This window comes from Pseudomonas sp. E6002, from assembly GCF_013385565.1.
In the GTDB taxonomy this organism is placed as follows: domain Bacteria; phylum Pseudomonadota; class Gammaproteobacteria; order Pseudomonadales; family Pseudomonadaceae; genus Aquipseudomonas.
The window spans coordinates 287,990-311,864 of the sequence record NZ_JACAPT010000010.1 but is presented as its reverse complement, the minus strand read 5'-3'; the positions used below and the strand labels follow the sequence as shown (position 1 = coordinate 311,864).

At 58.6% G+C, this 23,875-nt stretch carries 30 protein-coding genes and 1 pseudogene; 5 read left to right on the top strand and 26 right to left on the bottom strand.

The window, feature by feature from the left end; translation table 11 throughout:
- The first annotated feature begins 344 nt into the window (after window positions 1–344).
- The 3 genes from HX815_RS11570 to HX815_RS11560 all read left to right on the top strand — a co-directional run bounded on the left by HX815_RS11570 (window position 345) and on the right by HX815_RS11560 (window position 1,701).
- Window positions 345–554 carry a hypothetical protein gene (locus tag HX815_RS11570; protein WP_134326553.1) on the top strand — a complete coding sequence of 70 codons (210 nt, stop codon included), beginning with the start codon at window positions 345–347 and terminating at the stop codon, window positions 552–554.
- A 93-nt stretch (window positions 555–647) separates the two neighbouring features.
- Complete coding sequence (locus HX815_RS11565; protein ID WP_177028272.1) at window positions 648–986, top strand: hypothetical protein; 339 nt, start codon at window positions 648–650, stop codon at window positions 984–986.
- A 28-nt stretch (window positions 987–1,014) separates the two neighbouring features.
- Window positions 1,015–1,701 (top strand): SOS response-associated peptidase, encoded by a 687-nt coding sequence (locus HX815_RS11560; RefSeq protein ID WP_177028271.1) that lies wholly within the window; start codon window positions 1,015–1,017, stop codon window positions 1,699–1,701.
- Here HX815_RS11560 and HX815_RS11555 read toward each other — a convergent pair.
- Window positions 1,695–1,982 carry a helix-turn-helix domain-containing protein gene (locus HX815_RS11555; protein ID WP_008431807.1) on the bottom strand — a complete coding sequence of 96 codons (288 nt, stop codon included), beginning with the start codon at window positions 1,980–1,982 and terminating at the stop codon, window positions 1,695–1,697. The two genes, HX815_RS11560 and HX815_RS11555, sit on opposite strands and share 7 nt — an antisense overlap.
- Window positions 1,983–2,212: 230 nt before the next feature.
- Window positions 2,213–2,323: pseudogene (locus tag HX815_RS31615) on the bottom strand (lysis protein); the annotation flags it as partial.
- Window positions 2,324–2,770: 447 nt separating this feature from the next.
- On the opposite strand from HX815_RS31615, the gene HX815_RS11550 reads away from it, so the two are divergent.
- Complete coding sequence (locus HX815_RS11550) at window positions 2,771–3,298, top strand: hypothetical protein (protein ID WP_177023111.1); 528 nt, start codon at window positions 2,771–2,773, stop codon at window positions 3,296–3,298.
- A gap of 118 nt (window positions 3,299–3,416) precedes the next feature.
- Here HX815_RS11550 and HX815_RS11545 read toward each other — a convergent pair whose 3' ends face one another.
- From HX815_RS11545 to HX815_RS11500, 10 genes are all read right to left on the bottom strand, one after another.
- Window positions 3,417–3,929 (bottom strand): lysis system i-spanin subunit Rz, encoded by a 513-nt coding sequence (locus HX815_RS11545; RefSeq protein ID WP_177028270.1) that lies wholly within the window; start codon window positions 3,927–3,929, stop codon window positions 3,417–3,419.
- A complete protein-coding gene (locus HX815_RS11540) occupies window positions 3,926–4,459 on the bottom strand; it encodes a glycoside hydrolase family 19 protein (RefSeq protein ID WP_177028269.1) in 534 nt (177 codons plus the stop codon). The genes HX815_RS11545 and HX815_RS11540 overlap by 4 nt, the downstream gene beginning before the upstream one ends.
- A gap of 57 nt (window positions 4,460–4,516) precedes the next feature.
- The gene (locus HX815_RS11535) at window positions 4,517–5,071 is read right to left on the bottom strand and encodes a tail fiber assembly protein (protein ID WP_177028268.1); all 555 of its coding nucleotides are present in this window, start codon (window positions 5,069–5,071) and stop codon (window positions 4,517–4,519) included.
- Window positions 5,071–5,829, bottom strand: coding sequence for a hypothetical protein (locus tag HX815_RS31890; protein ID WP_218168934.1), 759 nt, complete (start codon window positions 5,827–5,829; stop codon window positions 5,071–5,073). The genes HX815_RS11535 and HX815_RS31890 overlap by 1 nt, the downstream gene beginning before the upstream one ends.
- 67 nt (window positions 5,830–5,896) lie before the next feature.
- Window positions 5,897–6,517 (bottom strand): hypothetical protein, encoded by a 621-nt coding sequence (locus tag HX815_RS11525; protein ID WP_250884703.1) that lies wholly within the window; start codon window positions 6,515–6,517, stop codon window positions 5,897–5,899.
- 358 nt (window positions 6,518–6,875) lie between these two features.
- Entirely contained in the window at window positions 6,876–10,835 is a 3,960-nt protein-coding gene (locus HX815_RS11520; RefSeq protein ID WP_177028267.1) for a phage tail protein, read from the bottom strand.
- A gap of 59 nt (window positions 10,836–10,894) precedes the next feature.
- The gene (locus HX815_RS11515; RefSeq protein ID WP_177028266.1) at window positions 10,895–11,488 is read right to left on the bottom strand and encodes a tail assembly protein; all 594 of its coding nucleotides are present in this window, start codon (window positions 11,486–11,488) and stop codon (window positions 10,895–10,897) included.
- A gap of 55 nt (window positions 11,489–11,543) precedes the next feature.
- Window positions 11,544–11,966 carry a hypothetical protein gene (locus HX815_RS11510; protein WP_177028265.1) on the bottom strand — a complete coding sequence of 141 codons (423 nt, stop codon included), beginning with the start codon at window positions 11,964–11,966 and terminating at the stop codon, window positions 11,544–11,546.
- A gap of 69 nt (window positions 11,967–12,035) precedes the next feature.
- Entirely contained in the window at window positions 12,036–12,761 is a 726-nt protein-coding gene (locus HX815_RS11505) for an HAD family hydrolase (protein WP_177028264.1), read from the bottom strand.
- Window positions 12,762–13,013: 252 nt separating this feature from the next.
- On the bottom strand, window positions 13,014–13,412 hold the full coding sequence (locus HX815_RS11500; RefSeq protein ID WP_177028263.1) for a hypothetical protein: 399 nt from the start codon (window positions 13,410–13,412) through the stop codon (window positions 13,014–13,016).
- Between the two features lie 456 nt (window positions 13,413–13,868).
- Between HX815_RS11500 and HX815_RS11495 the strand changes: the two genes are divergently transcribed.
- A complete protein-coding gene (locus HX815_RS11495; RefSeq protein WP_177028262.1) occupies window positions 13,869–14,105 on the top strand; it encodes a hypothetical protein in 237 nt (78 codons plus the stop codon).
- Here the strand turns inward: HX815_RS11495 and HX815_RS11490 are convergent.
- The 14 genes from HX815_RS11490 to HX815_RS11425 all read right to left on the bottom strand — a co-directional run bounded on the left by HX815_RS11490 (window position 14,089) and on the right by HX815_RS11425 (window position 23,874).
- Window positions 14,089–14,322: a hypothetical protein gene (locus tag HX815_RS11490; protein ID WP_177028261.1), complete on the bottom strand. Its 234-nt coding sequence runs from the start codon at window positions 14,320–14,322 to the stop codon at window positions 14,089–14,091. The two genes, HX815_RS11495 and HX815_RS11490, sit on opposite strands and share 17 nt — an antisense overlap.
- A gap of 24 nt (window positions 14,323–14,346) precedes the next feature.
- Window positions 14,347–15,111 (bottom strand): C40 family peptidase, encoded by a 765-nt coding sequence (locus tag HX815_RS11485; RefSeq protein WP_177028260.1) that lies wholly within the window; start codon window positions 15,109–15,111, stop codon window positions 14,347–14,349.
- Window positions 15,112–15,113: 2 nt separating this feature from the next.
- A complete protein-coding gene (locus HX815_RS11480) occupies window positions 15,114–15,866 on the bottom strand; it encodes a phage minor tail protein L (protein ID WP_177028259.1) in 753 nt (250 codons plus the stop codon).
- An 11-nt stretch (window positions 15,867–15,877) separates the two neighbouring features.
- On the bottom strand, window positions 15,878–16,216 hold the full coding sequence (locus HX815_RS11475) for a phage tail protein (RefSeq protein WP_177028258.1): 339 nt from the start codon (window positions 16,214–16,216) through the stop codon (window positions 15,878–15,880).
- Window positions 16,216–19,293, bottom strand: coding sequence for a phage tail tape measure protein (locus HX815_RS11470; protein WP_177028257.1), 3,078 nt, complete (start codon window positions 19,291–19,293; stop codon window positions 16,216–16,218). Before HX815_RS11470 ends, HX815_RS11475 begins: the two co-directional genes overlap by 1 nt.
- 27 nt (window positions 19,294–19,320) lie before the next feature.
- On the bottom strand, window positions 19,321–19,593 hold the full coding sequence (locus HX815_RS11465) for a DUF1799 domain-containing protein (RefSeq protein WP_177028256.1): 273 nt from the start codon (window positions 19,591–19,593) through the stop codon (window positions 19,321–19,323).
- A gap of 47 nt (window positions 19,594–19,640) precedes the next feature.
- Window positions 19,641–20,021, bottom strand: a complete 381-nt coding sequence (locus tag HX815_RS11460; RefSeq protein ID WP_058419808.1) for a phage tail assembly chaperone — start codon at window positions 20,019–20,021, stop codon at window positions 19,641–19,643.
- Between the two features lie 3 nt (window positions 20,022–20,024).
- On the bottom strand, window positions 20,025–20,681 hold the full coding sequence (locus tag HX815_RS11455) for a phage tail protein (protein ID WP_010211415.1): 657 nt from the start codon (window positions 20,679–20,681) through the stop codon (window positions 20,025–20,027).
- 72 nt (window positions 20,682–20,753) lie between these two features.
- On the bottom strand, window positions 20,754–21,170 hold the full coding sequence (locus HX815_RS11450; RefSeq protein ID WP_177028255.1) for a phage tail terminator-like protein: 417 nt from the start codon (window positions 21,168–21,170) through the stop codon (window positions 20,754–20,756).
- Window positions 21,167–21,751, bottom strand: a complete 585-nt coding sequence (locus HX815_RS11445; RefSeq protein ID WP_177028254.1) for a hypothetical protein — start codon at window positions 21,749–21,751, stop codon at window positions 21,167–21,169. Before HX815_RS11445 ends, HX815_RS11450 begins: the two co-directional genes overlap by 4 nt.
- 1 nt (window position 21,752) lies before the next feature.
- Window positions 21,753–22,145, bottom strand: a complete 393-nt coding sequence (locus HX815_RS11440) for a hypothetical protein (RefSeq protein ID WP_177028253.1) — start codon at window positions 22,143–22,145, stop codon at window positions 21,753–21,755.
- A gap of 2 nt (window positions 22,146–22,147) precedes the next feature.
- Window positions 22,148–22,525, bottom strand: coding sequence for a hypothetical protein (locus tag HX815_RS11435; protein WP_177028252.1), 378 nt, complete (start codon window positions 22,523–22,525; stop codon window positions 22,148–22,150).
- Between the two features lie 10 nt (window positions 22,526–22,535).
- Entirely contained in the window at window positions 22,536–22,841 is a 306-nt protein-coding gene (locus HX815_RS11430; protein ID WP_177028251.1) for a HeH/LEM domain-containing protein, read from the bottom strand.
- A gap of 55 nt (window positions 22,842–22,896) precedes the next feature.
- A complete protein-coding gene (locus HX815_RS11425; RefSeq protein ID WP_134326529.1) occupies window positions 22,897–23,874 on the bottom strand; it encodes a major capsid protein in 978 nt (325 codons plus the stop codon).
- Window position 23,875 lies beyond the last annotated feature (1 nt).

The following is a 23,875-nucleotide window of genomic DNA, read 5'->3' as shown; positions in this document are numbered from 1 at the left end:
TTGCGGGCCAGTTGTTTTATTACCGACCGGAAACAAACAAGGGCTTGCATCAGCTTTCGCCCGCAAACCCTTGGTTTTAGATGGTGCCCGAAGCCGGAATCGAACCGGCACGCCCTTACGAGCGGGGGATTTTAAGTCCGAAAACTAATCCTTTAAATACATAGACATAGAAGCAATTCCTTTCCGCATCAGAGATAAAAATGACCCTCTACAGCCCAGCAAATTCAAGGGCCGGCATTTTTTTGCGGAAAGGAATTAACCCCTCCCCGGCGTCCTGCCGATCGAACACAAACCACCCAAAGAACGCCGACTGCTAAGCTGTTCACTTCACCAGAGGAACGCCGATGCCCAACTCAGACCTGCTCCCTTCCCTGCTCTCCAAGTTGTACGAAAACCAGTTGGCCCTCGAAGCCTCCATCATGGAGCTATCGAACTGGGTTGAGCAGCGCGGCTCAGCCGATGTAGCGGAGAACATCCGCGGCGCCCTGCACACCATCGACGAGAATGAAGAGTTCATCAAGCTGACCCTGGCCGTCCTCATGGCGCCCGACTGATCGTCGGGTAAACCTGCAGTTCGTCGCCTCAGGCCTTTCGCTTGTCCAAATCTCGAATACTGTACGCGCATACAGCATTCGGAAGTACGCCCCATGAACATCGATGAAGACACCTGCGAGTGGCTTGGCATCCCCACGCCTCTCGAAATGCATAAACAGCATGCCCGCCTACTGGAGAACGAGGTCCAGGAACTGAACCTCCAACTGCGTAAAGCGAGGGCGGACATCTTCGGCCTGGTCGCGATGCTGGCTGAAGCGCAGGCAAAGAAAGACGAATTCTCAGGATATCTAAGGCAGCGCGGCGCCGAAGCAGCGGTCATGCGTAAGCAGATCGACACCCTCACAACATCAGAAAGAGTCAACGTGCGCGAAGTGGAGAGGCTGCGCGGGATGCTGAACGACCTGATGTCCCGCCCGAAAACCATCGTCTAAGCTCAGGTTTCAGATTGAGGGCTTGGCCATGTGCGGAAGACTTTCCCAGTACAGCGGCATTCATGACTTCGTTGCAGCGCTGAGCATGCCAAATGCACTGGCGAACTCCGTGGGTGAGTTACCCCTGGAGCGGTACAACGTCGCCCCGACAACCCAAGTCGCCCTGCTCCACCTGCAGGGTGACCAGCTGCACGCCGACCTGGTGCGATGGGGATGGCGCCCGCACTGGGCCAAGGACCGCGCCGCGCCGATCAATGCCCGCGTCGAGAAGGTGGCCCACGGCCCGTTCTTCCGCGCAATCTGGCCGCACCGGGCAATCACGCCCATCGACAACTGGTTTGAGTGGGTGGACGAAGGCGGACCGAAGAAGCAGCCCTACCTGATCCGCCGGCGGGACGGTGCACCCGTGCTGTGCGCCGCCATTGGCCAACTGCCCGACAGCGACGAAGGCCCTGGCGAGCATGACGGCTTCGTGATCATCACCGCCGACAGCGCCGGCGGAATGGTGGACATCCACGACCGGCGGCCCGTGGTGCTGACGCCGGACCTGGCTAGGGAATGGCTGGACCCGGCCACGCCCAAGGAGCGAGCAGAACAGATGGTGCTACACCAGGGCGAACCGGCCGAGGTTTTCGAGTGGTTCAAGGTCGATACTGCCGTGGGCAATGTGCGAAACAAAGGGCCGGCGTTGATACATAAAATAATGAATCAGTGAATGAGCTCTTTTGCCTTTTCAAGACACTCCGTCGCGCTATCCAGCGCCTCAGCAGCCTTGGCCGAATCCGCACTACCGTTCTCTGTGCGCTTTCCAGTAATCACGAACAGGATATCGACGCCGGATTTCGCGACCGACGCGAGGTAATCCGCCCGCGGAAAACGAATCCCACTCTCGTACCTTCCCTGAGCATTCACTTCCACTCCACCAATCGCACCAATGGCAGATTGGGACAATCCAAGTCTAAGGCGTTCAGATTTCAATCTTGCACCGATGCTCATGCCTGTATATCCAAATGGGTGTACTCATGGGAGCCATTGAATACAGAGCAAGTTCCCGCCTACAGTTTTCTTCATCTACCGAAAAACCACATGACGCCCACCACAGCAACGACCCACCCCAGCGTCAAAAGAAAAGAGAGCCCTGCCAGCTGCTTGTCCATAAGTGCCTGTCAGTTTTAATGGAGAATTGCCGTCCTGAGCATCCAAGCCAAAAGCGTAGCTCATCATCCTCAGTGCGCAATCGCCCTGACGTACGCCTGGCACGCCCGCAGCGCGATCACGGCATTATCCCCGGCGTCGGTGATGCCGATAACTCTTTGAACATGCGTTGGGTTAAGCTGGGTTAGCTTGCGTAGGAGCCTACGCTGGCGCAGGACAGCCGGCGACCCTTAGAGGTGCTGCATCCGCAATAATGACAGGAGCGGTTGCCGGATTTAACACACCAACGACAACCGCTCAGTCAATAGGACTTGCTATAGGTAGCGTATATGCGTCAGGTTTTTGCAGAAAGCATCGAGCTAGCTTGGTTTAACGACGGACTGTCTGGGATATCCATGGATATGAGCGAAAAAACGTTTCAACGGGGCTTAAAAGAGCTACTGGTTAAGCAGTTTCTAGCACCACGTTCCCCATCCACGCTCTGGTTCAATCCTGCTCTTTTTCCAGGACGACCGAGTAAAATTCATTACCGAATACCGTAGGAAAAGCACTCGCGACTCCTCCACCCCGGTAGCAGTCACGATTGAAACCGAAGCAGAGATGTAATGGTAAGATTGAGGATTAACTACGTGATTGAACTACGGAAAAATATAGCCGCATTTATCTTATTATTAATGTTTTCGGCAAGTGCTTCAGCGCTAGACGCAAACATGAGATTAGAGAACATCAAATCTTTAGGCTTAAGTGTTGAAATACCAACGCAATTCACACCATTATCTGAAAAGCTAGCTGAAATTAAATATCCATCAAAAAGAAGACCTCAGGTTATTTACAGCAATGAAAGCGGCTCTGTATCTTTTGGCATATCAAAGTTAAAAAAACCGGAACTAGTTGGAATTGATGAAATCAAAGATAATATTTTAATCGCCATGAAAAACTTAGCACCTCAAGCTTCACAGATCGAGGCTGGGGGCAATAAGGCATGGCTTATAACATTTACATCGAAGGGGCTCGATGCTGACATATTGAATATGCAGCTATATATGCTATCAGATAATAATTTGATAATTGCAACATTTAATATGACTGAGAGCAATGTCAACGAATATCAGTCTCTTGGTAAAAAAACACTTACCTCAATAAAACTGAATGGATAAACAGTGCAAGGCTCGCTCCGCTTTGTGCACGAAACAGGAGTCTTGGCTGGACTTGCAGGGACGTTCTGCGGGGAAGGTGGCCGGGTGGATGTTGACGCATCCTGCCCGGCCGCTCCTTTTACTTCGGTGTAGAAACCTCTTTTAGGTAGGCCTGACAGGCTCGCAGGGCGATCAATCCTTGGTCTCCGGCATCGGTGATGGCGATAATTCTTTGAGCATGCGCTGGGTCAAGTTGGGCTCGACGGGCTGCATGAACCACGCCGACGGCGCCGGGGGCGGCAGGCACGTCGCAGCCACCGGCTGAATCCGTGGCGTCGAGAAGGACTGACAGCCGCACATCAGCAGTAGCAAGACGGTCACGCAGCAGAGCCTGGTTGCGCTGGGCATCGGATAATTCCTTGGAGTGTTGTTGGTCGGAGGCGGCCAGTTGCTGCTCGGTTACCAGGCGCTTGTCTTGCTCGGCGCGGGCCTGGGCGATTGCGGCATTGCCGATCGCGTCAAGGTCCGTCTGGAACTGTCCAGCTTGCTTTGCCATCTTCCCGTCATAACGCCAGTCCTGTACCTGCCAGGCGGCGCCGAAGCTCACGGCCATAGCCAGCAGTACCACGGCCAACTTCTGCGTCAGAGTCACACCAGCACCTTCAGCGCCTTGTCGTACAGCGCCTGGCGGTCGGCAAGTCCGGTGGTGCCACCGTTGATGCGCTTGGTGATCTTCAGAAAATCGCTCTGGTCAGCCAAGGTATTCAGTCCACGGGAGGACCAAAACCACGCCGCCGACATCGCGGCGTGCAGCGGCTGCTCGAGCAGCTCAGGCTTATTGAGCAGGTCCAGGCTCAGCGCTTCGCCGCACGCGGCATAATTGGCCCGGCCGGTGACTTGGATCAGGCCACGGCCACGGTATTTGAAGCCATCGCCATTCACCTTGTTGCCCAAATCGGAACGACCTTCGTACCCAGCTTGCTGCGGCGTGGGGCCCCACAACTCTTTCAGCCAGCGGAACTGCCCCGACTCATGCCCGACCTGGGCGATGAAGGCGGCGACGCGCAGTCGCGTGACGATTCCGTACTTGGCCATGGCCGTATTCAGCACAGGAACAAAAACGCCGGCTTGGCGGCCGGCGTTCGGGAGTATTTGCAGCAACTGCTGCTCAGTGATCGGCATGCTTTTCTCCAGGCAATAAAAAACCCGCTCAGGGCGGGCGGTGTAGAACGTCGGTAGTTACGCAGGCGCGACAGGCCACTCAATGGCATCCGGGTATTGCGGCTGCTCGATAACCCGGCTCAGCGCTACTCGGTATTTCTTCCAGGACTTGAGCGCCGCGAGATCTGCGTCCGTCGCTTCGTCGACATCCACGGCATCCTGAAGTGGCGCGATCGCATAATCAGCAACAGCCCGCAGCCGTGTGGTCTCGGCCTGAGCCAACTCCAGCGGGTCAGCTGCAGGTGCTGTCAGCTCCGGCACCACCTGGACGGGCAAGGAGTCCACGGCCACATGCAAAGTGATGCTGTGCACCAAGTCGGCGGGCTCGCCATCCTTGGCCACGCTGACAGCCAGCACGCCCTCGTTGTAACCGATGTCTACCGAGCAAGCCGCGTCGACCTGGTTCAGAACAAAACCCCAGCCCTCTGGTGGTGGAACCATCCCAAGCGTTCCGTGCACCAGATACTGGCCAGGGCCCGGGTGCTCGGTGGTGATGGTGCTAACGCCCAAAGACGTGACATCGATGACGGCGCCGTCGGCACCGAGAATGTTTACTGCTGCGCGAGTGGTCATTAGATAGCCTTCAGTGTGCCGTCAGCGGCGCGAGTGGTGTTCCCGGTGTGATAGATCTCAATCCAAGGTGTTACGGCACCGTCGTAAATCGATTGAAATTTAATGGTGCCCGAATTGCCAGCAAGCCCATAAGGCCAGGCAACCGTCAGCCTGTTAGAGCCATCAGAGTGCCGAAAAATCTGCTTGTAAAAGTAGCCCGTACCGCCGGACGGCATGCCCGGAGAACCTGGCGGGTAGAGGTTTGGATCAAGCCCATGCACAGCGTTCGTCAACCAGCTTTGAACCACGCTTGTGCGCGTTCTGCCAGTCGCGTAAGCGTCTGCGACGTTTCCGTCCGCGTATCCAATGGCGGCCACCGCCGCGCTACCAAGCCCTAAGCCAGCACGGGCTGTAGCCTGGCTGGTGCCGCCGGTACCGCCCATGGCCACAGGAACCACGTTTTGCGTGGAGACCGTACCCAGGCCGGCCAGGGTGGCGCCCCATTGGTTGACGATCTGCCGGAGCTGATCGGCTGAGTCCTTTACGTAGCCCTGCATCGGAGCCATGGCGTACGTGCCAGCAGAGACTGTCGCCCCCAGGTAGTTCGGTGAGATGGTCAGCACCGTGTTGCTGGCGATGTTGGTCACCTCATACCAGCGCCCATCGGGCCCAGTCCATGCATCACCTACGCGCCCGTTGGCACTGAACGACGTGCCTGTGCCGGTGACGGTGCTGGAATTCAATGCAACTGCAACTGTGCCGGCTCTGTACCAAGGCATACTTTTCTCCAGGAAATAAAAAAACCGCTCAGGGCGGCTATTGGATATTGAATTGTCTGGTGAACGGCTAAATCACTGGCTTAGCGAACACCACGGGCACATAAAATGTCGCAGCGTTAGAGACTCCAATCGTAAACATCACAATCCGGTTGTTTGCGTAGTCCCACACGCAGTACAACTTAGCGCCCTTGCTAGAACCGGCACTGACATCCATCCCTATGTTGTTGATCATGATGTAATCGCCGGAGTCCAGCGGGGATGGCGCTGTAAAGTTGACCTGGGTCTGACCCTGCGGTGTTGTGCTGGATCCAATGTAGGTCCATGCCGATATCGTGCGGGTGAACTGCGCACACGGTGTCCCGCTATCAAACAACAACTTTCCTTGCCCATCCCATAATCTAAACCCGTACTTTGCAGTGGGAGTTGCCCCGCCGAACGAGGCCACGAAGAACTTTCCAGAGCCCATTCCCAAGAATGAGAAGCCCGTCCAGTTGCCTGCGGTACCGGTTATCTTGGCGTAACTTATGGTTACCGAGGCACTGGGGCGAACAAACACCAAGGGCGGTTCCTGGGTGGTTATCGGCGCCGGGAAGACGATAGGTCCGCTGTAGTCACCTTTGTACAGGACGACCAACCTGGCAAACTCCGAATCGATGACCACGACACCTGAGTCGTTGGTAAACGACATTCCATAAGACGCCATTATCGGTACTTCATCACTAAAAGCCTTTGTGTGGCCAACCCTGGGGCCGGCGGTGACGACGGATTTATGCTTCGGTTAACGTACCAAACCCTAACTACCCCGGACATGACTTGAGGCTCGTATTGGATTGCGTTCAGGTTCTGTGCGCTGGGGTCTTCAGGGTATGGCGCGGTTGGAACGCACACAGCGCTGCAGGTGACTGGATCACAACCAGGCACCGCTATGTCGCTATACAGCGTGCCGGCAGGCCGGGTTACAAGGGCTGAATAGATAACGCGCACGGTGAAAGAGGTCTCATCCAATTCAAGGAGGCCCGTAGGCCCCCAAACTCTCGCCCCATAGCTCATGCTGAAAGATCCCCCCACTGGTATCGCTTCACACCGTTCTCATCGAACACCTTGCCACCGGCGTTGTTGATTACCTGGCGCGCCTGGCCGCCGAGCGAGCTGTTGATTTCAAATGTCCCGTCGAAGAACAACTTCCAGCCGGCAATACCTGCCTGGTAATTGTTCGACTGGATGTAGTTGCCGATCTTGGCGTTGGTGATCGTTCCGTCCTGTATCAGTGCGGAACTCATAAACACTTGGCCGTTCTGGACCACGAACGGCGTCGTGAAAGATCCGCCATCGATTGTGTTCACTACGGCAAATCGATCAGCACTCACCAGGAACTGGCTTTGCAACAAGCCGTCGGCGCCCTGCTCGATACCCAGTCCAATCCCGGCGGCAACATACTGACCATTGGCATTGATCTGCATTTTTACTGCCCACATCGTAGACAGCTTGCCGGCGGTGTCAGCCTGGGCCCTGGCCGTGACCTGGATCGCCGCCTTGTTCTTCACCTCGCTGATAGCGCTGGCCAAGTCTCCCTCGTCGGTACCGTCCCGCCCGCCGCCAACAACAGCTTGAAGCGTGGTGGACTGTGAGGCGACGGCCTTGTTGGTGTCGGCTAGGGAATCGGTGACCGTTTGAACGGCTGCCGAGTTTTCATCGACCTTCGCCTGTGTCTTATCGATTCTTTGGCCGAGCGCGGTGTCCGCATTCGCCCGGGCGGTTGCCTCTTGGCTGATCGCCGCGCCGTTGTTGCCGACGGTGACCCCCATCTGATCGATGCGAGTACCAAGAGCACTATCGGCATCAGCCCTTGTCGATGCCTCGCTGCCAATTGCAGCAGTGTTGCCGTCGACGCTGCTTTTCAACTGATCCAGTCGTGTCGCCGTTGCAAGGGTTTCAGTGGCTACCACCTGCTCAAGCGAGGTAAGCCCGGCCCTGTTCTGCCCTACCGCCGCATCCAGCGACGTGGTGCGCTCAACCAGCGCTCGGTTGTCCGAGGCCTGAACCTTGACCTGCTCAGCGAACTTTGCGGTGGCATCCCAACCTTTCAGAGCGTCCGCCAGGTCGCCCTCCCCGCTGTCCTCCCTCCAGCTCGCCTGGAGCGATTGCAGTGCAGATGCCTGTGCCGTGACCTTGCCGTCCACGGTGTCGATGGATGCCTTGTTCTGCTGGATCTGCAGCGCCATGGCCTGGGTTGTCTCTGCAATGGTGCCGATATCAAACCAGTACTGGGCATTGGGAGGCGTAGTGTTTTTCGGTACCGGCGCGACGGCTTGGTACAGGTGCTGGCCCTGCCGCACTACGTCGCCGGCGGCATAGCTTTTGGTCGGATCGTAGACCAGGGCGTCCGTGATCTGATCGATCAGGTCTTCCAGTTCCTGCGTGGCCTGCTCCAAGCGATCGTTCACAGACCCCGGACCGTCGCCGGAGATCAACTCGATCTCCTTGACCAACTCCTGAGCCAGTTCGGTTTTACCAATCTGGCCGGCAATCAAGTCCAGGATAGGGCCGGCCTGCGAACTGGCCTGGCCAATCACACCGTTCACCACCGGATAGAACGGCCCAATGTTTCCGGTCCGGTCCACCAGGCGCGCCCAGAAGAAGAACCGAGCGCCCGCCAACAGCGATTGCATGCGGTAGTCAGCCTGCGGATATGCCAGGTCGGCCAGCTTGGTAGCGGCTCCAAGATTGTTTGCAGGGCCATACCATAGTTCGGTGCGCTGGGTATCCTCGGCACCAGCAGGGAATCCCCACTTGATGCCGATGCCGAACAGCTCACTGGTGGTGGTCAGGATCGACACCGCTGGCGGCAGGCCGACCTTCCCTTTCAGGTTGGTCAGGTTTGAGCTTTTCCAGATCGACGATATCTCGAAGGCGCTCACCGAGCGGACCCGGGCCAAGTAGGCGCCCGAGTAGATGCCGGTGACGTCAACACTGGTCGAACCTGTCCGTTGCACCTTGATCCAGTTGCCGCTGTCCTTGCGCCACTCCACGTCGTAGGCGACCGCACCGCTCACCGCGGGCCACGAGATGTTCATGGTGCTGATAGCGATGCCCTGGTTTACAGCGTAGCTCGACGTCAGCGTGACGCTGCCCGGTGCTGGAACTACGGTAATCGGGATGACGCTGATCGGCCGTTCTTCCAGCCGAGCGCCGGTGTCGATGTGCGCAAACTTGCTCGGATCGTACTGCACGGCCGAGATTTCGAACACGCCAGGCTCTGGCCGGGAAACGCTGGTAACCCGGTACAGCGGGATGGCCAGGTCGTCAGCGTCGAGCGCCCACACCAGCTCCCGCTCAGGCGCCACGGAGTACGCCGTGGTGACCGTGACCTGGCGGCCGCTGACCAGTTGCACGGTGCGCCCCTCGCACTTGCCGTCGGGCAGGTTGAGGATCAGCCGATCACCGGGCTTGGCCTGGGTGTCGCGGTCCAGGGTGATGACCTTGCCGTTCACCGACGAGATACGTCCGCCCACAGGTCGGCCAGCGAGCAGTTCGTCAGCGATCGGGATTACGTAGCCAGGAAGCGGGATACGCCCGTCGAGGCCTACCTTGAAGGTAACAGCCCTGTCCTTGGAGTTGGTGAGCAATGCCCACTTGCCGCGGCGCTGCGCCTCGGACTCGCGATCACAGCCAATGGCTGAGATTTCCAGCGGGTTGTCACCGTACCGACGCTGCAGCTTCTGGTCAGTGACAGAAGTGACGTCGGTGTCGTAGTTATTCAACGGGTTGTCGTAGCTGACCAGAGCCCGGCTGTAGCGGGTACGCTCCGATGCGCTCGAGTAGGTGAACTTGCCATCAATGACGTTTGCCCGGGTGTAGGCGAAATCGAAGTCAGTGGCGCGCGGCATATCCGACAGGGTGAACACCTGGCCCTGAGCCCAGTAAGTCATGCCCCGGTAAATCGCGGAGATGTCGCGCAGCAGCGACCAGGCGTCTGCCTTGCTCTGCAGGTTCAAGTTGCAGAGGAAGCGCGGCTCCATGCCGCCCTTCCCATCCGGCACCAGTTGGTCGCAATACTGCGAGATGCGATAAAGCTCCCACTTGTCGACCATCCAAGGCTTGATGCGGCGGCCCAAGCCAAAGCGGTCGACGGTAGTGATTCCGTAGGTCGCCCAGACTGGATTGTTGGTGTAAGCCTCTTTCAGCGTCCCATCCCAGATACCGCTGTATGTCCGCGAAACGGGGTCATAGTTACTGGGCACCTGCCATTTACGAGCCTTGCAGCCGACTGTTACCGCTGGAATGCTGCGGAACTGCTCGGCCGAAAACTCGATATAGAGCAACGCGGTGTTCGGGTACCGCAACTTCGCGTCGATCACCTCCGTTAAGCCGGCGATCTGCATCGTGTCGGAGATTTTGTTGTTGTTCTGGTTGATCGTCAGGCGCGTGATGCGCATCAGCCAGCCAGAAGTAGCCTTCGGCAAATCGATGCGACGGGTGCGCTCGTACACGCTGGTGGTCTTGCCGTCGACAGCTTCGCTCAGCACCTGCCGATACGCGCCGCCGTCGGTTGCCAGTTCAACCTTGTACTCGATCCGGTATCCATTGATGTTCCCGCCGGCATCCACAGACTGGAGCGCCGGCCAGGCGAAGCGCACGCGCACGGCGGAAAGCTGAGTGTTGCTGATGGACTTAACCCATGGCGTGCCGCTGCGTAACTCGGTTCCTATCGTGGTTTCGTTCTCGACCGACGGGATCCCCTGGATATAGGTCTGGTCTACCGCACCGGTGCGCCATTCCCACTTCACATTTGGGAAGTTCATGTTGCCCTGAGGATCTTGCAGCGGGGTGTTATCGAGGTAGATATCGCGCGCGGTAGGCGTTCCTTCGAACTCACCCTCTCCCACTGCGATCAGCATTTTGGCTATGGCCACCGAGCGCAGACTGTCCGGGGCTTCCGTTGGCGTTTTTGGCTTCTCTTCGCCGCCCTTGGCGCCGTGGATATCAATCTTGCGTGCTGCGCCCATACTTTCCTCCGGACAATAAAAAACCGGCTCATGGCCGGCATTGGTGCTGCGGGTGGTCTTTACATCTGATCTTCGGCGTAAATCGCGGCACTGATAATTGCGCCGCCCCAGCGGCGCTCGCCAATGCAGAGCGGTACCGGGTTACCGGATGCCGTAGTGTTCTTGGCGCTGCCGAAGGCGTAGCCGGGTGTGTTCTCCGGCGCGGCGCTGGTCTTCAGGCCGCCGGCCTGGGGGCTGAGCATCTGGATAACGCCGCCGGCGACAAGGCCGATGCCGGCGCCAATAAGCGGCGTGCCGAAGGGGGTCGCGGAAAAGATGACGCCGACTACGATCAGTATCGCGCCAACGATGGTCTGGAGGATGCCGCCACGCTTGCTTCCCACCACCACGGGCGCGATACGAATGTCGCCGGCTCCGCTGTAGTTCAGCTCCTTTTCACCGATGTTGCGCTTGTCGCGAAACACCGCGAACTCAAGCCCGCGAGACTTGGCGTTAGACAGAAACCGTTCGAACCCAGGAATCTGGACGCAAAGCGCCTTAATGGCCTCTGCCGGCGACTTCACCGACAGCCTGAACGATTTCCCAAACTGGCGTAACTGCCCATGTAAACGAATCGTGGTCATGGGTTGATAGTTGATCGCTGATGCCTGCATCACTTTCTCCGGACAATAAAAAACCGCCCGTAGGCGGTTTCGTGGATTTCTTGGTTCAGTTGTAGTCGACATAGGGGCCGATGTAGAAGCCACCTATATCACCGCTGATCCTGTACAGGCTTTCCTTCCCAGGCTGCACCGTCGCCGCAATCGTACGGATCGCCGCTCCAGCACATAGGCCAGATCCTGCCAGGCCAGCGCCGAGATTTGGCGATCCCGGCGGAAGGTAAAAGGTAGCGCGCTGACCAGTACCAATTTTCGCAGCCTTGCGCCCATCTACATAGACGACGATATCGCAGCCCGAACCGACGGCGCCGGAGTCGCGCACAACCGTAATTTTCCCACTTTCGCCAGATGGCTTGGACTGGAAGGCATAAATCTCATCCGCCGGTACCGGCTTTGCGTCGCGCACTGAAATTGCCGTAGAGGCACACCCCGCCAGCATCGCCACCGCTACCGCCGCTATCAAAATCCGCATGTCGTTCCCTCGTTAAGACGTGGCGAGACTGTAGCACTGAGGGGGAGATGCATGAAGTTCGTCGCAGGATCAACGCCTTGTCTGGCAAGCAAGAATCACATCTACGGCTTCTACGAAACCACTTCCACCAGCTCCCTCACTAATCCAAGCAGGCAAATCAGACATTTGCTCGACACAATCTCGGATAGTGCTGACCCCCAAAGTATGGCGGAAGTATCCAAACATCGGCCCATCATTGAGAGAGTCTCCGCTGTAGAAGACTTGAGCCACATCTTCGCCTGGCAACAAGCCATAGATTGCGCTGAGAACGTGTTTAGCCATGACCAGCTTGTCATACCGACCAAACCACGCAAGCGCCCATAAATTGTTGAATGTGTACTCCGCACCGACCGTACGGAATATTTCTATCAAAGAGTCTCTACGATCAATTTCAGACGGAATTTCCCAAGCAACACTGGCTTGCCGAAACCCTTGGTCAGCGGCTAAACGAGCCCAGGGCAACTGCTGGGTCACCATTTCAATCAGCAGCTCGCGCTTGCGAAGACTATCTTCGACAGCCTCGCCTTGATGCCAGTAGTCCCGACGTAAACGATGGGTGTCAGCGCTTCGGCTAAAGAACAGGGCTCCGTTTTCGCCAATGACTCCATCAACGGGCCACATGCGAGCCATCTGATCACACCAACCAGCAGGCGCGGCGGTGACTGGGATCACGCGAATGCCGGCAGTTTGCAAGCGTTCCAGCGCAGTGTAGGTACGAGCAGCCAGCCGACCCTGGTAAGTCAGCGTCTCATCCATATCAGTCAAAACGTATCGAATATTCTCAAAAGTTTCAGGGGGGCATTGGACTAGAGGGCGCACGTTACAACTCCAGTGAAAGTTACCGGCCCTCGTAGGCTGAGGCTTCAATTTTATATTGATATAGGATTCGCTTGAGGCGGTTTCCGTCGACTGTCAGTCAGCGATACTGGCTTACATGGTATGTCTTGAGTGGAGCAAGATTATAGCCATTGCAGCTATCAAAATCCGCATGTCGTTCCCTCGTTTAAATCATTGTCCGGTACCGGCTAAATTTACCGTGCGATTGAAATCCAAAAGAGCCTGCCATGCATTTGGCTGGCAGCCAAACATATTGTCACACCACAGCTTGGCAGTGATTTTGTGCTTTCCGGAGCCCAGCGCATCTTTGGAGATTTGTGCGGCCAAAGCGGGGCTATTCGGTATCGGGTTATAGGTATCGAAGTAGTCACTGCCATAGTTTTGAATCTTCGTCCCTGCATGACTCAGCACCCAGCCCCGCGCGGCGGACCACATTACCTGGCACTGGTTGTCACTCGTACACACAGGAGTAGTCCGCAGGGCCTCCGCCCTCCAAGCGTCAACTTCCTGCGTATTGGCGCAGCCAGCCAAAAAAGCGAATCCCATCAAAATAGCTACCGTGCGCACCATCTTCAAACTCCTATGATTTGGAGCGCACTGTAGCACTGCGCCACCATAAGGACGAATTTCTCCAAGCTGTCCAGGCATCCAGTGTGGATGGAATGCCAGTAACTGGGGTGAGTCTTGGCGTAGTAGCTTTGTGCCTCATTCTGGAGGCACGCATGAAGCGCAACGCAGAATTATCCGAGCAGTTCACAGAAACGCTGAGAAAAACGGAAGTTGGCAAGCAGATGATTATCAACTTCCGAGGGGCGCCCACCCCCCGTTGAGGTGAAATACACGTTTTCCGGCGGTTGGGTGGTAACACAAACTCTCATCCCCGGAATGCCGCTAGTGATAACGCGAGGTGAAGACGGGTATCTGGAGCAAATAGATATCACGCTCCTTCCACACGAAGGCTTGAGTTAGCCCTCACCAAATCAAAGGATTTCCCCAGTCCTTCGCCTGCAAGCCCAAGGACTGGGATTGCGCCAATATCGGCGCGTTTATGACCTGGAGGTCAATGTGGCTCTAATACTCAACAACCTGGCTCTGTCCCGTCACAACACCCCACCAACTGCCCAGTTACATCTGGGGGACGCGGACGGCTGTGCGGTAATCGTCAACGTAAAACTTGAAGGCAAGCCGGTCGACGAGTTCTCGCTCAAGGAGATTACGAAGCTTGGTCTAGAGGCGGCCAAGCATCTCACGCATCAGGTTTGATCGAAGCCTGAAGCGAATCAATACGCGCTGCGAGTGCCGTGTCGCCATTGGCTCTCGCAGCCGCTTCGCTGGACACCTGAGCACTCAAGCTCGACACCGACTGAGACAGCACCTGAATGCGTTCATCGGTAACTTTGACCATCCCGATCGTGCTATCTCCGATCAGGGCTTCGTTGATGTAGAGCTTTCCGTCGACAATGGCAAAAGGCTTATCCATGGTTTCTCCTGCGGCCATGCCGCGTCAGGTTATCTGTTTTGCATCTGTGTGCCTGAGCATCAGGCGCGTTCGGTCATGCCACGGGCCGCCGAAAACGATAATCTCGGACGGCCTGCCGTACAGGTGGTGAAGAAGAAATGGGCCAGGCCCGAAGGCGCCAGACTCTTCACCAGGTAGAGCTGGATCAGTGCCCAGGTAGATCCCGGCATGGTTCGGGTGAACCGTCCGCCCTACGTGCATGACGATCAGATCGCCGCGCTGCGGCCGGTCGACTCGCACGAATCCGGCAGCCTCGTAGTGCTGCTCGTACAGGCTCGCGTTCTCCGCACTCTCCCACCAGCCATCAGTGCGCTGGAAGGCGTCAAACTCAAGCCCCCACTCGCGTCGATACCAATCAGCGCAGACCTGCCAGCAGTCCCATGCGCCGTGAACGAACGGGCGCCTGAGCAGCGGCGTGCTACCCGTTGGCGTGATCGTGCGCAGGTCGCCCTCGGGCCAGCTGAGAATGTGCCAGGGCAAAGCCGTGGCTTCGCACATGGCCAGGTCATGAGGTGAAGGTCTGCTGGTTGCGTCAGGGTGTGAATGGACAATGCCGATCACCTCGCCCAGGTCTTCCGCCGCGGCGTAGTCTTCGGGATCAAGCCGAAACTCTTCGTTCGGCTCCGTGGCGATGTTCCGGCACGGGTAGTACTTCTGCTTTCGACCGATGGCCAGCAGCAGGCCGCAACATTCTTTCGGGAACTGGGCCGCCGCGTGCGCCTGGATCGCGGCAATGATGTGCTTGCGCATGATCAGCTCCGGGCAATCAGGGAAACGGCGGGGAACCCGCCGAAGGAAAGTTCGTTGTTTTCGCCGAAGCGCAATTTGCAGGACGACAGGCAACCCTTGCACTGATCCTTGGCCGGGTCATTCGTGGGGTTGTCCTCGTCGTCGAACATGGCAGCGCCGGTGTAGCCGCAGTCTGGTCCGCGATAGCCGTTGGTCATGGCCCAATGGCAAAACGTAGTCATCTGGCGCCCGGGCAGACCGTGGTTATCGATCTCGCCCGGAGACGACAACTCCCAGACCACCGCTTCACCGTCCTCGCTGGTTTTCTGGTCGATGTACCAGATCTCCAGCCCTTCCTGAGTCGGGTCAGCAGTCGGGTTGCCTTCGGGAAAGTTCGCGGCGTCCAAGTACTGAGCCAGGGTCTCGCGAACAGTCAGCTTGAACTTCAGCATGTCCTCGAAGGCCAGGCACAACGCCGTGACACGCCCATTGATGTTGCCAGCTGCGAACGTCGGCCTGGTGGCCGTGCCATCGCTGTTGGAGCCAATGCCCTCAATCTGCACCGGCCACGCCGCGTACTCAGCGCCCTGCCACCAAATTGACTTGGCCGGCAGGTCCTCCTCCGAATGCTCGTAGGCCAGCAGCTCCTCAGGCGTGTGCGGGATGGCGTGACCGTGGAAGCGAAGGTAATCGGCGCCGTACTCGGTCCCGTCAATTTCGAACAGACGAATTTCGGCGCCGGGCTCCAGTTTCTGGATGTCCGTGATCAGTGCCATGGGTGGTTATCTCAGGGGTGAAAGGTTTGTTCGAAGGTCGCGGTGATGGCGTAGACCTGGCCGCCGCGGTGCACTGGCTTGTAGCCGTTGCACTTGTAGAGGCCCAGTTCGCCAAGGGGCGGCTCCCAGAGGAAGCCCTTTGCACCCTTGTGCCGGTCGATGAAGTCCATGATGTCCTTGATCCGGGACTTCATGCCGGTGAAGGTGACGGGCCAGGACTGGGATTTGTTGTTGATCCCGTCCTCCGTCGACTGCTCGTAGCCGTCACCGAATTGCTTCGAGCGGACGCGCTGAGTGATATCACCCTCCGCGCCCTTCTCCGTCGCCCAGGTAAATCGTTCGATTGCCATCAGCGCCCCTTAATTGCTTTATTGATCACACCACCCTGGCCCATGTCTTTGTTACGCAGCTGCTGATATTTCTGCTCGACGAACGCAGCCAGTTCTTTGCCAAACAGGTCGTAGCCGGGGGTATCAGCCGAGGACGATGCGTTACCGTCACCGTCGATATGCACCTCGACATTGATCTGTGTTGCACCTGCCCCGCCGGCGCCCATGGCCATTACACCCAGCTTGCCGTTGGCTGTACGAGTGAGCGGCATGATTGCCTCGTCGCCCGCCTCGCCCATGACCCCGGTTTTGCCGTTGGCCATACCGAACGCCGTAGGCTTGCTGACGATTGAGTTGGTGAAGGCGCCGCCGTCGGCGAACATCTGCACACCGCCCGACCAGGCGCCGCCCTTGGCTTGCGGAAAATACGAGCCTGAGTAGCCACCCGCTGAAGCGCCTAGATTTGACGACGCGGCACCGGCAGACCCGGCAGCTAGGCCGTTCCCGGCGCCGCCACCAAAGTAGCTGGCCGTTGCGCCAACCAAGCTGCTCAGCAATGCCGAACTCGCCTGGCGGGTAGCAATGCGCGCCATATCCGCAAGGACCGACTTGGCGAAGTCCGAAAACGATGCCTTGCCGGTCATGGCGAAGTTGACGGCCGCGTCCTCCATGCTGCTGAAGGCATTGCCGAACAGGCTTTTGGTCTGGCCGGCAATGTTCTTCGCCGAATCCAGGTAGTTGGCCCAGGCCGACGTCGCGCCCTTCGTCCAGTCGCCCTGGGCGTTCTCCACATCCGCATAGTTCTGCCGGATCTGGTCAGTGGCGGCCTTGTTCGCATCTGCGAGCGCCTGGGATTTTCGCTTGAATTCCTCCTCCGACATGTTGCGCGACGGATCGGATTTCTGGTTGGCCAACTCCAGCGACTGCTGAGCAAACCGGTCTTGCTGGCTGTTCAGTTCGCCGTTGAGTGCGTTCTGGCGGTCCCCCTGGCCAACGCCGAGTACTGCACGTTGGCCGGCAAGCTCCAAGGCTCGTTGCTGCTGAGCCAGGGCCTGTACGTAGGTGGTGATTGACCGCTCCTGCTTGGCCAGACGCCCGGTCTCGTTGGTGGCCAACACCTCAAGTTGGCTGTCGGCCTCCTTCTGCGCCTTGACCATCCCTGCGCGCGCGTCAGCGATCTTCTGGTCGAGCTGGATGCTCTGGGCCACCGTCGTGCCTTTCTTGGCCTTGGCCGCTTCCAGTGCATCAATCTCGGCCTGGTACGCCGCGGTGACATCGTCCTTTTCCTGATTGATCAGTGCCGAACGCTGCTTCGCATAGTCCGATAGCGATACCACGCCGGCTTTCTGCTGGGCCTCCAGTTCCTTCTGGGCGTTCCGGTATTCATTGACTATATCGGAGAGGTTGTTCTTGGCGTTGTTGAAACCGGTCAGGTCGACCTGATTGGCAGCAGCTTTTGGGTCTTTGAACTTGTCGCGGGTCTGTTTTTCTAAAGCCGCTTCCTCTGCGGCGGTGAACGTGTAGCCTGCCTGTCGCGCAGAAGCGATACGCCTTTGATTTTCCTCAAGCGCTTTCGTCAGCTTCGTGGACTTTGATGCCGTGGCGTCGAGATTGTTTTGCAGGGTTTCGTAGGCCTTCGTGCCCTCACGAATATCCTGCGCCTGGAACATTTCACGCCGGGCCTTCGCCTGATCATCCACTTCCTTCTGCAACAAGGAGGTGATGTCGCTCTGTGCTCCGGCTTCGCCGCCACTGAGCATCATCATGTCCGGGTTGTCGCCCAGGATCATCGGGTTAGATTTAGCGTTACGTAGCGTATTCAGGCGGTCGGCGAGCTTTTCGAACTTCTCGTCGAAGGTATCTTCGCGCCCGATATCGAGCACTGCGTCCCAGGCACCTTTGGCGGCCCCCTTAACTGCATTCCATGCGCTTTCGACCGTGCCCAAATTATTGGTTATGGTGTCGGCACGAAGAATCAGAGCATCAGCATAGGAGCTCTCTGCTAACTGCTGAGCACCCAGGGTGTCGCCCTGCTCCTGCAAGGCCCGAATCTGGGTGTACACAGAGGCTGTGAGGAAGTTGTACTTGTCATTGAGCGCAACGACCGACTTTACCGGGTCATCAGCCAGCTTAGTAAATTCCTGAACGGTTTCAGATGCCGCTTTGCCGGTGGCTTTCTCGAACGAGAGGGCTGCAATAGCAATCTGCTCGAAGCTACTGCTGACGATCTTACCGGAGCCCGCCAACTGCGCCAGAACCGCCGCTGCCGATCCAGTAGTGCCAATGGTTGTGCTGACCTGCTTCGCCATGGCAGCAAGCGATGACGAGGTTGTGCCAGCGGCATTGCCAGTGGTTACCAGCGACTCACGGAATTTGTCCTGCTCCTCGCTACCTTTGTAATAGCCAACGGCCAAGCCGCCTACGGCTGTGGTGACCAGGGCCAGAGGCCCCAGAATGGCAAGCAGCCCGGCAGCGCCTGCCCCAGCCCCGGCGCCCAACTGAGCAACAGCACGCACGCCGCTGCCCCAGTCACCCGAGGAAAGAGCATTACGCAGCTGCACGACGTTTTCCTGCGCCTGGCGGGTGCCGAGGCGCAGCTTGTCGAAGCCCGTGGTGGTCTTTTCGAGTTTGGCGTAGTCCTTGTCGATCTTACCCAGGGCAGTGTTGTACTGATCCTGGCTGATGCGGCCGGCGTCCAGGTGTTTGCCCAGTTGCTCGACCTGCGTATCTAGCTTCGCCAGTGCAGCACGGGCCGGGTCGATAGCACCCAGAAGGCTATTCAGGGCCTTTTGCTCGTCCATGGCGGACTTGGCCAGGGCTACCTGCTGCTTGTCGAGCTGCGCCGAGATCTTCGCTGCCTCGGCCTCGCCATAGGCGCCGGTCTTGGTCAGCTTCGCCAGGGCATCACGCTGCTTTGCCAGGTCCTGCGTGGTCTTGGCGCTGGAGGAAAGTGATTTCTCCAGTGCCTGCATTTCATTCATCAGGCTGGCAGCGGATTGCTCGGCCCGGCCGCCGGCCTTCGCCATTTCATCCAGACTCGTTTTCGCCTGGATTGCATCGGCCGAGTCGATCTTGACGCCGAGTTCTGCAATGTTCATCGACTCACCTTGAATAAGTGCCCGTGGTTACGGGCTGTTTTCCCTTTCCTCCGCCATGACGCGCAGGGCTTCGCCTTCCAGCACCTGAAGGTCAGGGAAGATTTCAGCGAGTTTCTTTTTCTTGATGCCGAGGAACCCGGCCACGTCGCGGATGCAGGTGTAGTCGAGACCGATCGCGCCACCGGCGCCCGCCCGCCACTGAGTCGACATCCGGTTGAACAGGAAGAACGCCGGCCAGTTGCAGGGCCATACCTCGGTTACCTCTTCGAGGTCGCCCGGGGAAAGCCCGAACAGGCCCATCAGTTCAGCCGGTGCCGCCGGCGCGTAGAGTGCGCGGGCAGCGTCCGTCAGTTTCCCAAGCGGGCCTGATTGAATGCGCTCTGGTAGGCATTCACGACCGCCTCAGCGGCGCCCTGGCAGGACGTCACCAGCGCTCGAATGCTCTTGTCGTCGAACTTGTCATCGAAGCCCCAGCCGACCACCAAGTCCTTGATCTGCTGCGACTGCTGCTCAGTGTCAGCGGCAACGATTTCGGAAAGCGTTGGGCTTTCACCCAGGGAGGTCCGAGCTTCATCGCGCTTCAGGTTCCACTCATCAAACAGAGCGGCAAGCCCCGGGCGATCCCGATACTTAAAGGTGAACTCGATCTTCTCGGGTTCCCCCCCAACGATAGGGATCGACACGAAGGCCTTGAACGTCGGGTTTTGGGCAATTCTGATCTTTGCCATGGGTTACGCCACCGCAGTCAGATAACGGGTCGGTTCGCCCTGCAGCGCCAGGTTGACGGTGCGGGTCAGCAAGTTGCTGCGGGACACGGTCGGCTGATTGGAGAAGGAGGTGAAGGCGCCGTAGAACAGCGTGTCGTTGCCCGGCAGGTTTAGGCGCGCAGCCTGAATGGTCTGGCTGGCATCCGCTGCACGCAGGATGGCGTTGAATGCCTGGCCCGGGTCATCCGCAATGGTCAGCGCCAAGCTGGCCGCCGCTTTGTCGGTTGGCATCTGGCGGCCCTGCTTGTCTTCCAGGAACACCACGTCCAGATAGTTCTGGGTGCCGCCGGCGAAAGCCACGTCAGTGATTTGCGGAATCTGTACCCAGGTCAGCACCTTCTTCAGCGAACCGATGCCGGAGCCGGCCGGGTAGACCTGCACATCGGTGGTGTCGATGCCTTCGAGGGTGATGGCGGTGGCAGTGGCAGCTTTCACACGCACAACCCGATTACCCAGGCGAGTCCAGCCGGATGTGACGATCACGATGTCGCCAGCCGACAGTGTGCCGCCAGTCACAGTGGCCACGGCCTCAGCCGCGTTGCTCAGTGCCGAAAACGGGATGTCCGGGCCATAGGTGGCACCGTGCTGGAAGGTGCCGCCGTCCGGAATTTTGTAGCCCATGGGTATTTCCTCTTTGCAGATGTGAAAAAACCCGCTCAGTGGCGGGTTCGTGGGTTTGCCCAATGGGCGGGATCAGTTCGTGTCGGCTCGGTACAAGAACGAGACCGGGATGGTGTAGGTGGAATCACCGGTGATACCGGGGCCCTGGTCGACCGGCGACATCGTCACCACGGTGACGGAGCCCTTCGTGTCCCTGGCGTATAGCGGGAACAGATCGGTCAGTTCAGCTGCTATAGGGTTCGTCTTGGTCTTACCGGTGCCCGCAGGCGCGATGATGCTCACTTGGAACACGCCGGTGAACAGCCGGTGATCACCGCCGAGCGTGTTGCTCACGGTGTCGCCCGGGATAGCGAAGGCTCGCAAGTAGGTCTCGCCCGCCGCCGGCGTGTAGGCCGTGTTCTCGAAGACGATCTTCAGCTTCTCCGACCTGACAGCGTTCCAGGCGATGAGCTTTGCCTCGTAGATCGAGGCGATGATTGCGTGACTCATACCTGGTTGTTCCTGATGGCCTCCAGCACGATCTGCTGAAAGCGAGCCACAGTTACCCGGACCATGCCGCCGGGGGCCTGAGTGGAATGGCCGAACTCCAGCGGAATCGCGTAGGGCAAGTTGTTGATGATGTAAGCCATCTGTCCGGCGGTGAAATCGCTCATCGCTGCGACCAGCGCCGCGGTAGTCTCGACGCCGCTCGGGTCTACCTCGTCAAAGGTGACGTTCTCGACCACGCCCAGCGAGATGTGCCAGTTCGCACGGAAGCGGCCTCCGACGTAGCCTTCTGGCGCCTTGAGGTCCATGCCGTCGTTGAGCTTGCGGCCCTTCTTCAGCCTGCCACCCTTCGTGAGGTTGGCCGGATCACTGCGCAGCGCGCTGTTGTGATCGTCGACGGCCTTGTTGTACTGGGTGGCCACTGCGTTCTGCGCCCAGATCTCCGGGTTACCCACGGGAGACATGTGGATCAGGCTGCTTCCGACCTCGATGATGATTTCACGCACGCTGGCATCGATGGCTTCGCTAGTCTGGGCGGCGAACTCGGCCAGGCTCAGGGCGAAGCTGCCGGATTGAGTCGCCATGTCATTTCCTCAGTTGCGCCGTCCACGTCGCATCAGCCGGGTCGGCGGACAAGTTCATCACCCGCAACCCGTTGACGATATCGCCAATGGCCGGAGCGGCCGGTATCGCCGTCGGAACACCGGCCTCCGACACGAATAGCTCGTTTTGCAGCACCAGCAGCTTCTTGTCGGTGGTCTGGATGAGGGAGCCATCGATTTCCTTGGACAGGTAGCTACTCAGGACGCCGCGGCCGGTATAAGTCACAGTGGTCTCAGGCGTCTCGCCACCCAGGTCGGGGTCATACTCGCCCGCCACCTTGCGCACGCCTGTGACCGGCTTGATTGCGTCGGCCAAGCCATCAGGATCGTTGAACGCTTCGGCCAGTTCGGCCTGGATATCTTCACGCATGCCCACGGTCAGACCCTCTTCAGCATCATCACGCCGGAGCGCTTGATCCACGGCTCTAGTAGGGCCAGGGCGAAGTTGACGCCCGCCGACTGATCAGTAGAGCCCGCCACGTAGGTTTTGCTCACCGATGTGCCGGACTGAGCCGAGACCGTCTTGCTCTGCACTTCCTTCTGCGTTGCTGTGAACAGCTTGCCCGCCGCTGCCTCTTTGGCAACCTGGGCGCCGGCTGTTTTGATCTCGGCCGGAACCTGAACAGGAACAGCCCGCTTAATCTTGGCTGTGAGCCAGGCATTGGCCATGGCCACAGCAAGGACCGGATCACCGGTGCCGGCCCAGTCAGGACCGAGCTGGGTGTCAACATCGGCAACGGTGATGAAGTCGGTCATGTGCTTGTCCTTATTCCGCTGGCACCAGGGCCTGCAGGTCTTCTTTCTTGGCAGTCGCGTCGAAGGCAATGCCTTTGGCGGTCAGCCACTCTTTCAGCTCGGGGACCTTCATTTTGAGAGGGTCGGTTTCAGGTGCTTCCTGCTCCTTGCCGTCGGAAACCTTGATGCCGACGGCCTGGTAAGCATCGAAGATATCCGGCGCATCGCCATCGACGACCACCTCAGTGGCGGAACCGATGACACCGAAGAATTCGCTCAGCAGGCGGTAGCACACGCCGCGCTCTTTGCCCGGCTTGTCCGTGTAGATCACTTTCATGAGTCACCTCAAAAGCATCCCGGCGCCATAAGGGCGCCAGGCTGTGTGGGCCGGATTACGGCGTGGTGGTACCGCTGATCACAGCGGCGAACGGGACCTGCTTGCGGCTGAACACACGCTGCCAGTTCCCAGCGGCGGCGTACTGAGTCGCGGTCGGGCTAAGGTTCTGAGCCTCGGAGCCCTTCCAACTGAAGCCGGCGGGCTGGAGGATGTAGGTCTTCCGCTCCCACAGCACCTCGGCACCACCGCCGTTACCGCCGCCTGGCTTACGCTCCAGCTCTACCGGCACCTTGGGAGTTCCTTCGCCGTAGCCGAAAGCGCCCTGGCCGAAGAACACGGACAGGTACTTGCCCGCGCCATATACCAGCGCGTCGTCCATGAAGACTGGCTTGCCGAGGTAGGTGGCCAGGATGATCTTGCCGTCGGAGTCGCGCAGGTACTCGATGAGGTCCTGCTTGACCATCTGGTTCATCACCACGGAGTGCACGCCGATCGCTCCGAACTGGTCGGCCGCATCACCGGCGGTGAACGCAGCGTCCTGGAAGGCGTTCGCGCTGATGGTTGCGCCCGCGTCGATGACCATGTCACCGCCGTTGTTCGCGATGTTCGAGGCGATGATGCCGCGAGCCGCGCCCAGGGTGTAACGCTGCCACTGCCGGGTCCAGTAGGTGCCGAAGCGGTTGCGGATCTGCTGCTGAGGCTCGGTGTTTGCCAGTTCGGCGGTCAGGTCGGTTACGCCGTAACCTTTGTTGAGGTACAGGACGCGGGCACGCATGCTGTCCTGAGTGACTTTGCCGACTTCACCCTGGTCGTTCGGGTCGTCGTTGCTGATGTTCGGGGCTTCATCAGCGTTCAGATCCTGCCAGTAGCTGATCTCGGCGGTACCCTGGCTGCCGGAGGCAATCGCGTCCAGCACAGGGGAGCGAGTCACGATGCCCGACTCATAAACAGCGGTCTTTTCCGGGCTGTTAACCGGCGCCAGCGAGGCGTAGTAGTCACCGACGAAGATGTCGGTCAGTTGGGTAGTTGCCATG

Coding starts and splice junctions, on each gene's coding strand:
- HX815_RS11535 (WP_177028268.1), bottom strand. CDS start 5,071: ATGACCACTCGCGCAGCAGTAAACATTCTCGGTGCCGACGGCGCCGTC.
- HX815_RS11490 (WP_177028261.1), bottom strand. CDS start 14,322: ATGGATAAGCCTTTTGCCATTGTCGACGGAAAGCTCTACATCAACGAA.
- HX815_RS11555 (WP_008431807.1), bottom strand. CDS start 1,982: ATGAGCATCGGTGCAAGATTGAAATCTGAACGCCTTAGACTTGGATTG.
- HX815_RS11460 (WP_058419808.1), bottom strand. CDS start 20,021: ATGGCAAAGATCAGAATTGCCCAAAACCCGACGTTCAAGGCCTTCGTG.
- HX815_RS11560 (WP_177028271.1), top strand. CDS start 1,015: ATGTGCGGAAGACTTTCCCAGTACAGCGGCATTCATGACTTCGTTGCA.
- HX815_RS11480 (WP_177028259.1), bottom strand. CDS start 15,866: ATGGCACTGATCACGGACATCCAGAAACTGGAGCCCGGCGCCGAAATT.
- HX815_RS11520 (WP_177028267.1), bottom strand. CDS start 10,835: ATGGGCGCAGCACGCAAGATTGATATCCACGGCGCCAAGGGCGGCGAA.
- HX815_RS11565 (WP_177028272.1), top strand. CDS start 648: ATGAACATCGATGAAGACACCTGCGAGTGGCTTGGCATCCCCACGCCT.
- HX815_RS11570 (WP_134326553.1), top strand. CDS start 345: ATGCCCAACTCAGACCTGCTCCCTTCCCTGCTCTCCAAGTTGTACGAA.
- HX815_RS11425 (WP_134326529.1), bottom strand. CDS start 23,874: ATGGCAACTACCCAACTGACCGACATCTTCGTCGGTGACTACTACGCC.
- HX815_RS11525 (WP_250884703.1), bottom strand. CDS start 6,517: ATGTCGTTTACCAACGACTCAGGTGTCGTGGTCATCGATTCGGAGTTT.
- HX815_RS31890 (WP_218168934.1), bottom strand. CDS start 5,829: ATGCCTTGGTACAGAGCCGGCACAGTTGCAGTTGCATTGAATTCCAGC.
- HX815_RS11515 (WP_177028266.1), bottom strand. CDS start 11,488: ATGCAGGCATCAGCGATCAACTATCAACCCATGACCACGATTCGTTTA.
- HX815_RS11455 (WP_010211415.1), bottom strand. CDS start 20,681: ATGGGCTACAAAATTCCGGACGGCGGCACCTTCCAGCACGGTGCCACC.
- HX815_RS11435 (WP_177028252.1), bottom strand. CDS start 22,525: ATGACCGACTTCATCACCGTTGCCGATGTTGACACCCAGCTCGGTCCT.
- HX815_RS11445 (WP_177028254.1), bottom strand. CDS start 21,751: ATGGCGACTCAATCCGGCAGCTTCGCCCTGAGCCTGGCCGAGTTCGCC.
- HX815_RS11540 (WP_177028269.1), bottom strand. CDS start 4,459: ATGCCGATCACTGAGCAGCAGTTGCTGCAAATACTCCCGAACGCCGGC.
- HX815_RS11450 (WP_177028255.1), bottom strand. CDS start 21,170: ATGAGTCACGCAATCATCGCCTCGATCTACGAGGCAAAGCTCATCGCC.
- HX815_RS11470 (WP_177028257.1), bottom strand. CDS start 19,293: ATGAACATTGCAGAACTCGGCGTCAAGATCGACTCGGCCGATGCAATC.
- HX815_RS11485 (WP_177028260.1), bottom strand. CDS start 15,111: ATGCGCAAGCACATCATTGCCGCGATCCAGGCGCACGCGGCGGCCCAG.
- HX815_RS11430 (WP_177028251.1), bottom strand. CDS start 22,841: ATGAAAGTGATCTACACGGACAAGCCGGGCAAAGAGCGCGGCGTGTGC.
- HX815_RS11465 (WP_177028256.1), bottom strand. CDS start 19,593: ATGGGCCTGTTCGGGCTTTCCCCGGGCGACCTCGAAGAGGTAACCGAG.
- HX815_RS11500 (WP_177028263.1), bottom strand. CDS start 13,412: ATGGTGCGCACGGTAGCTATTTTGATGGGATTCGCTTTTTTGGCTGGC.
- HX815_RS11475 (WP_177028258.1), bottom strand. CDS start 16,216: ATGGCAATCGAACGATTTACCTGGGCGACGGAGAAGGGCGCGGAGGGT.
- HX815_RS11505 (WP_177028264.1), bottom strand. CDS start 12,761: ATGGATGAGACGCTGACTTACCAGGGTCGGCTGGCTGCTCGTACCTAC.
- HX815_RS11510 (WP_177028265.1), bottom strand. CDS start 11,966: ATGCGGATTTTGATAGCGGCGGTAGCGGTGGCGATGCTGGCGGGGTGT.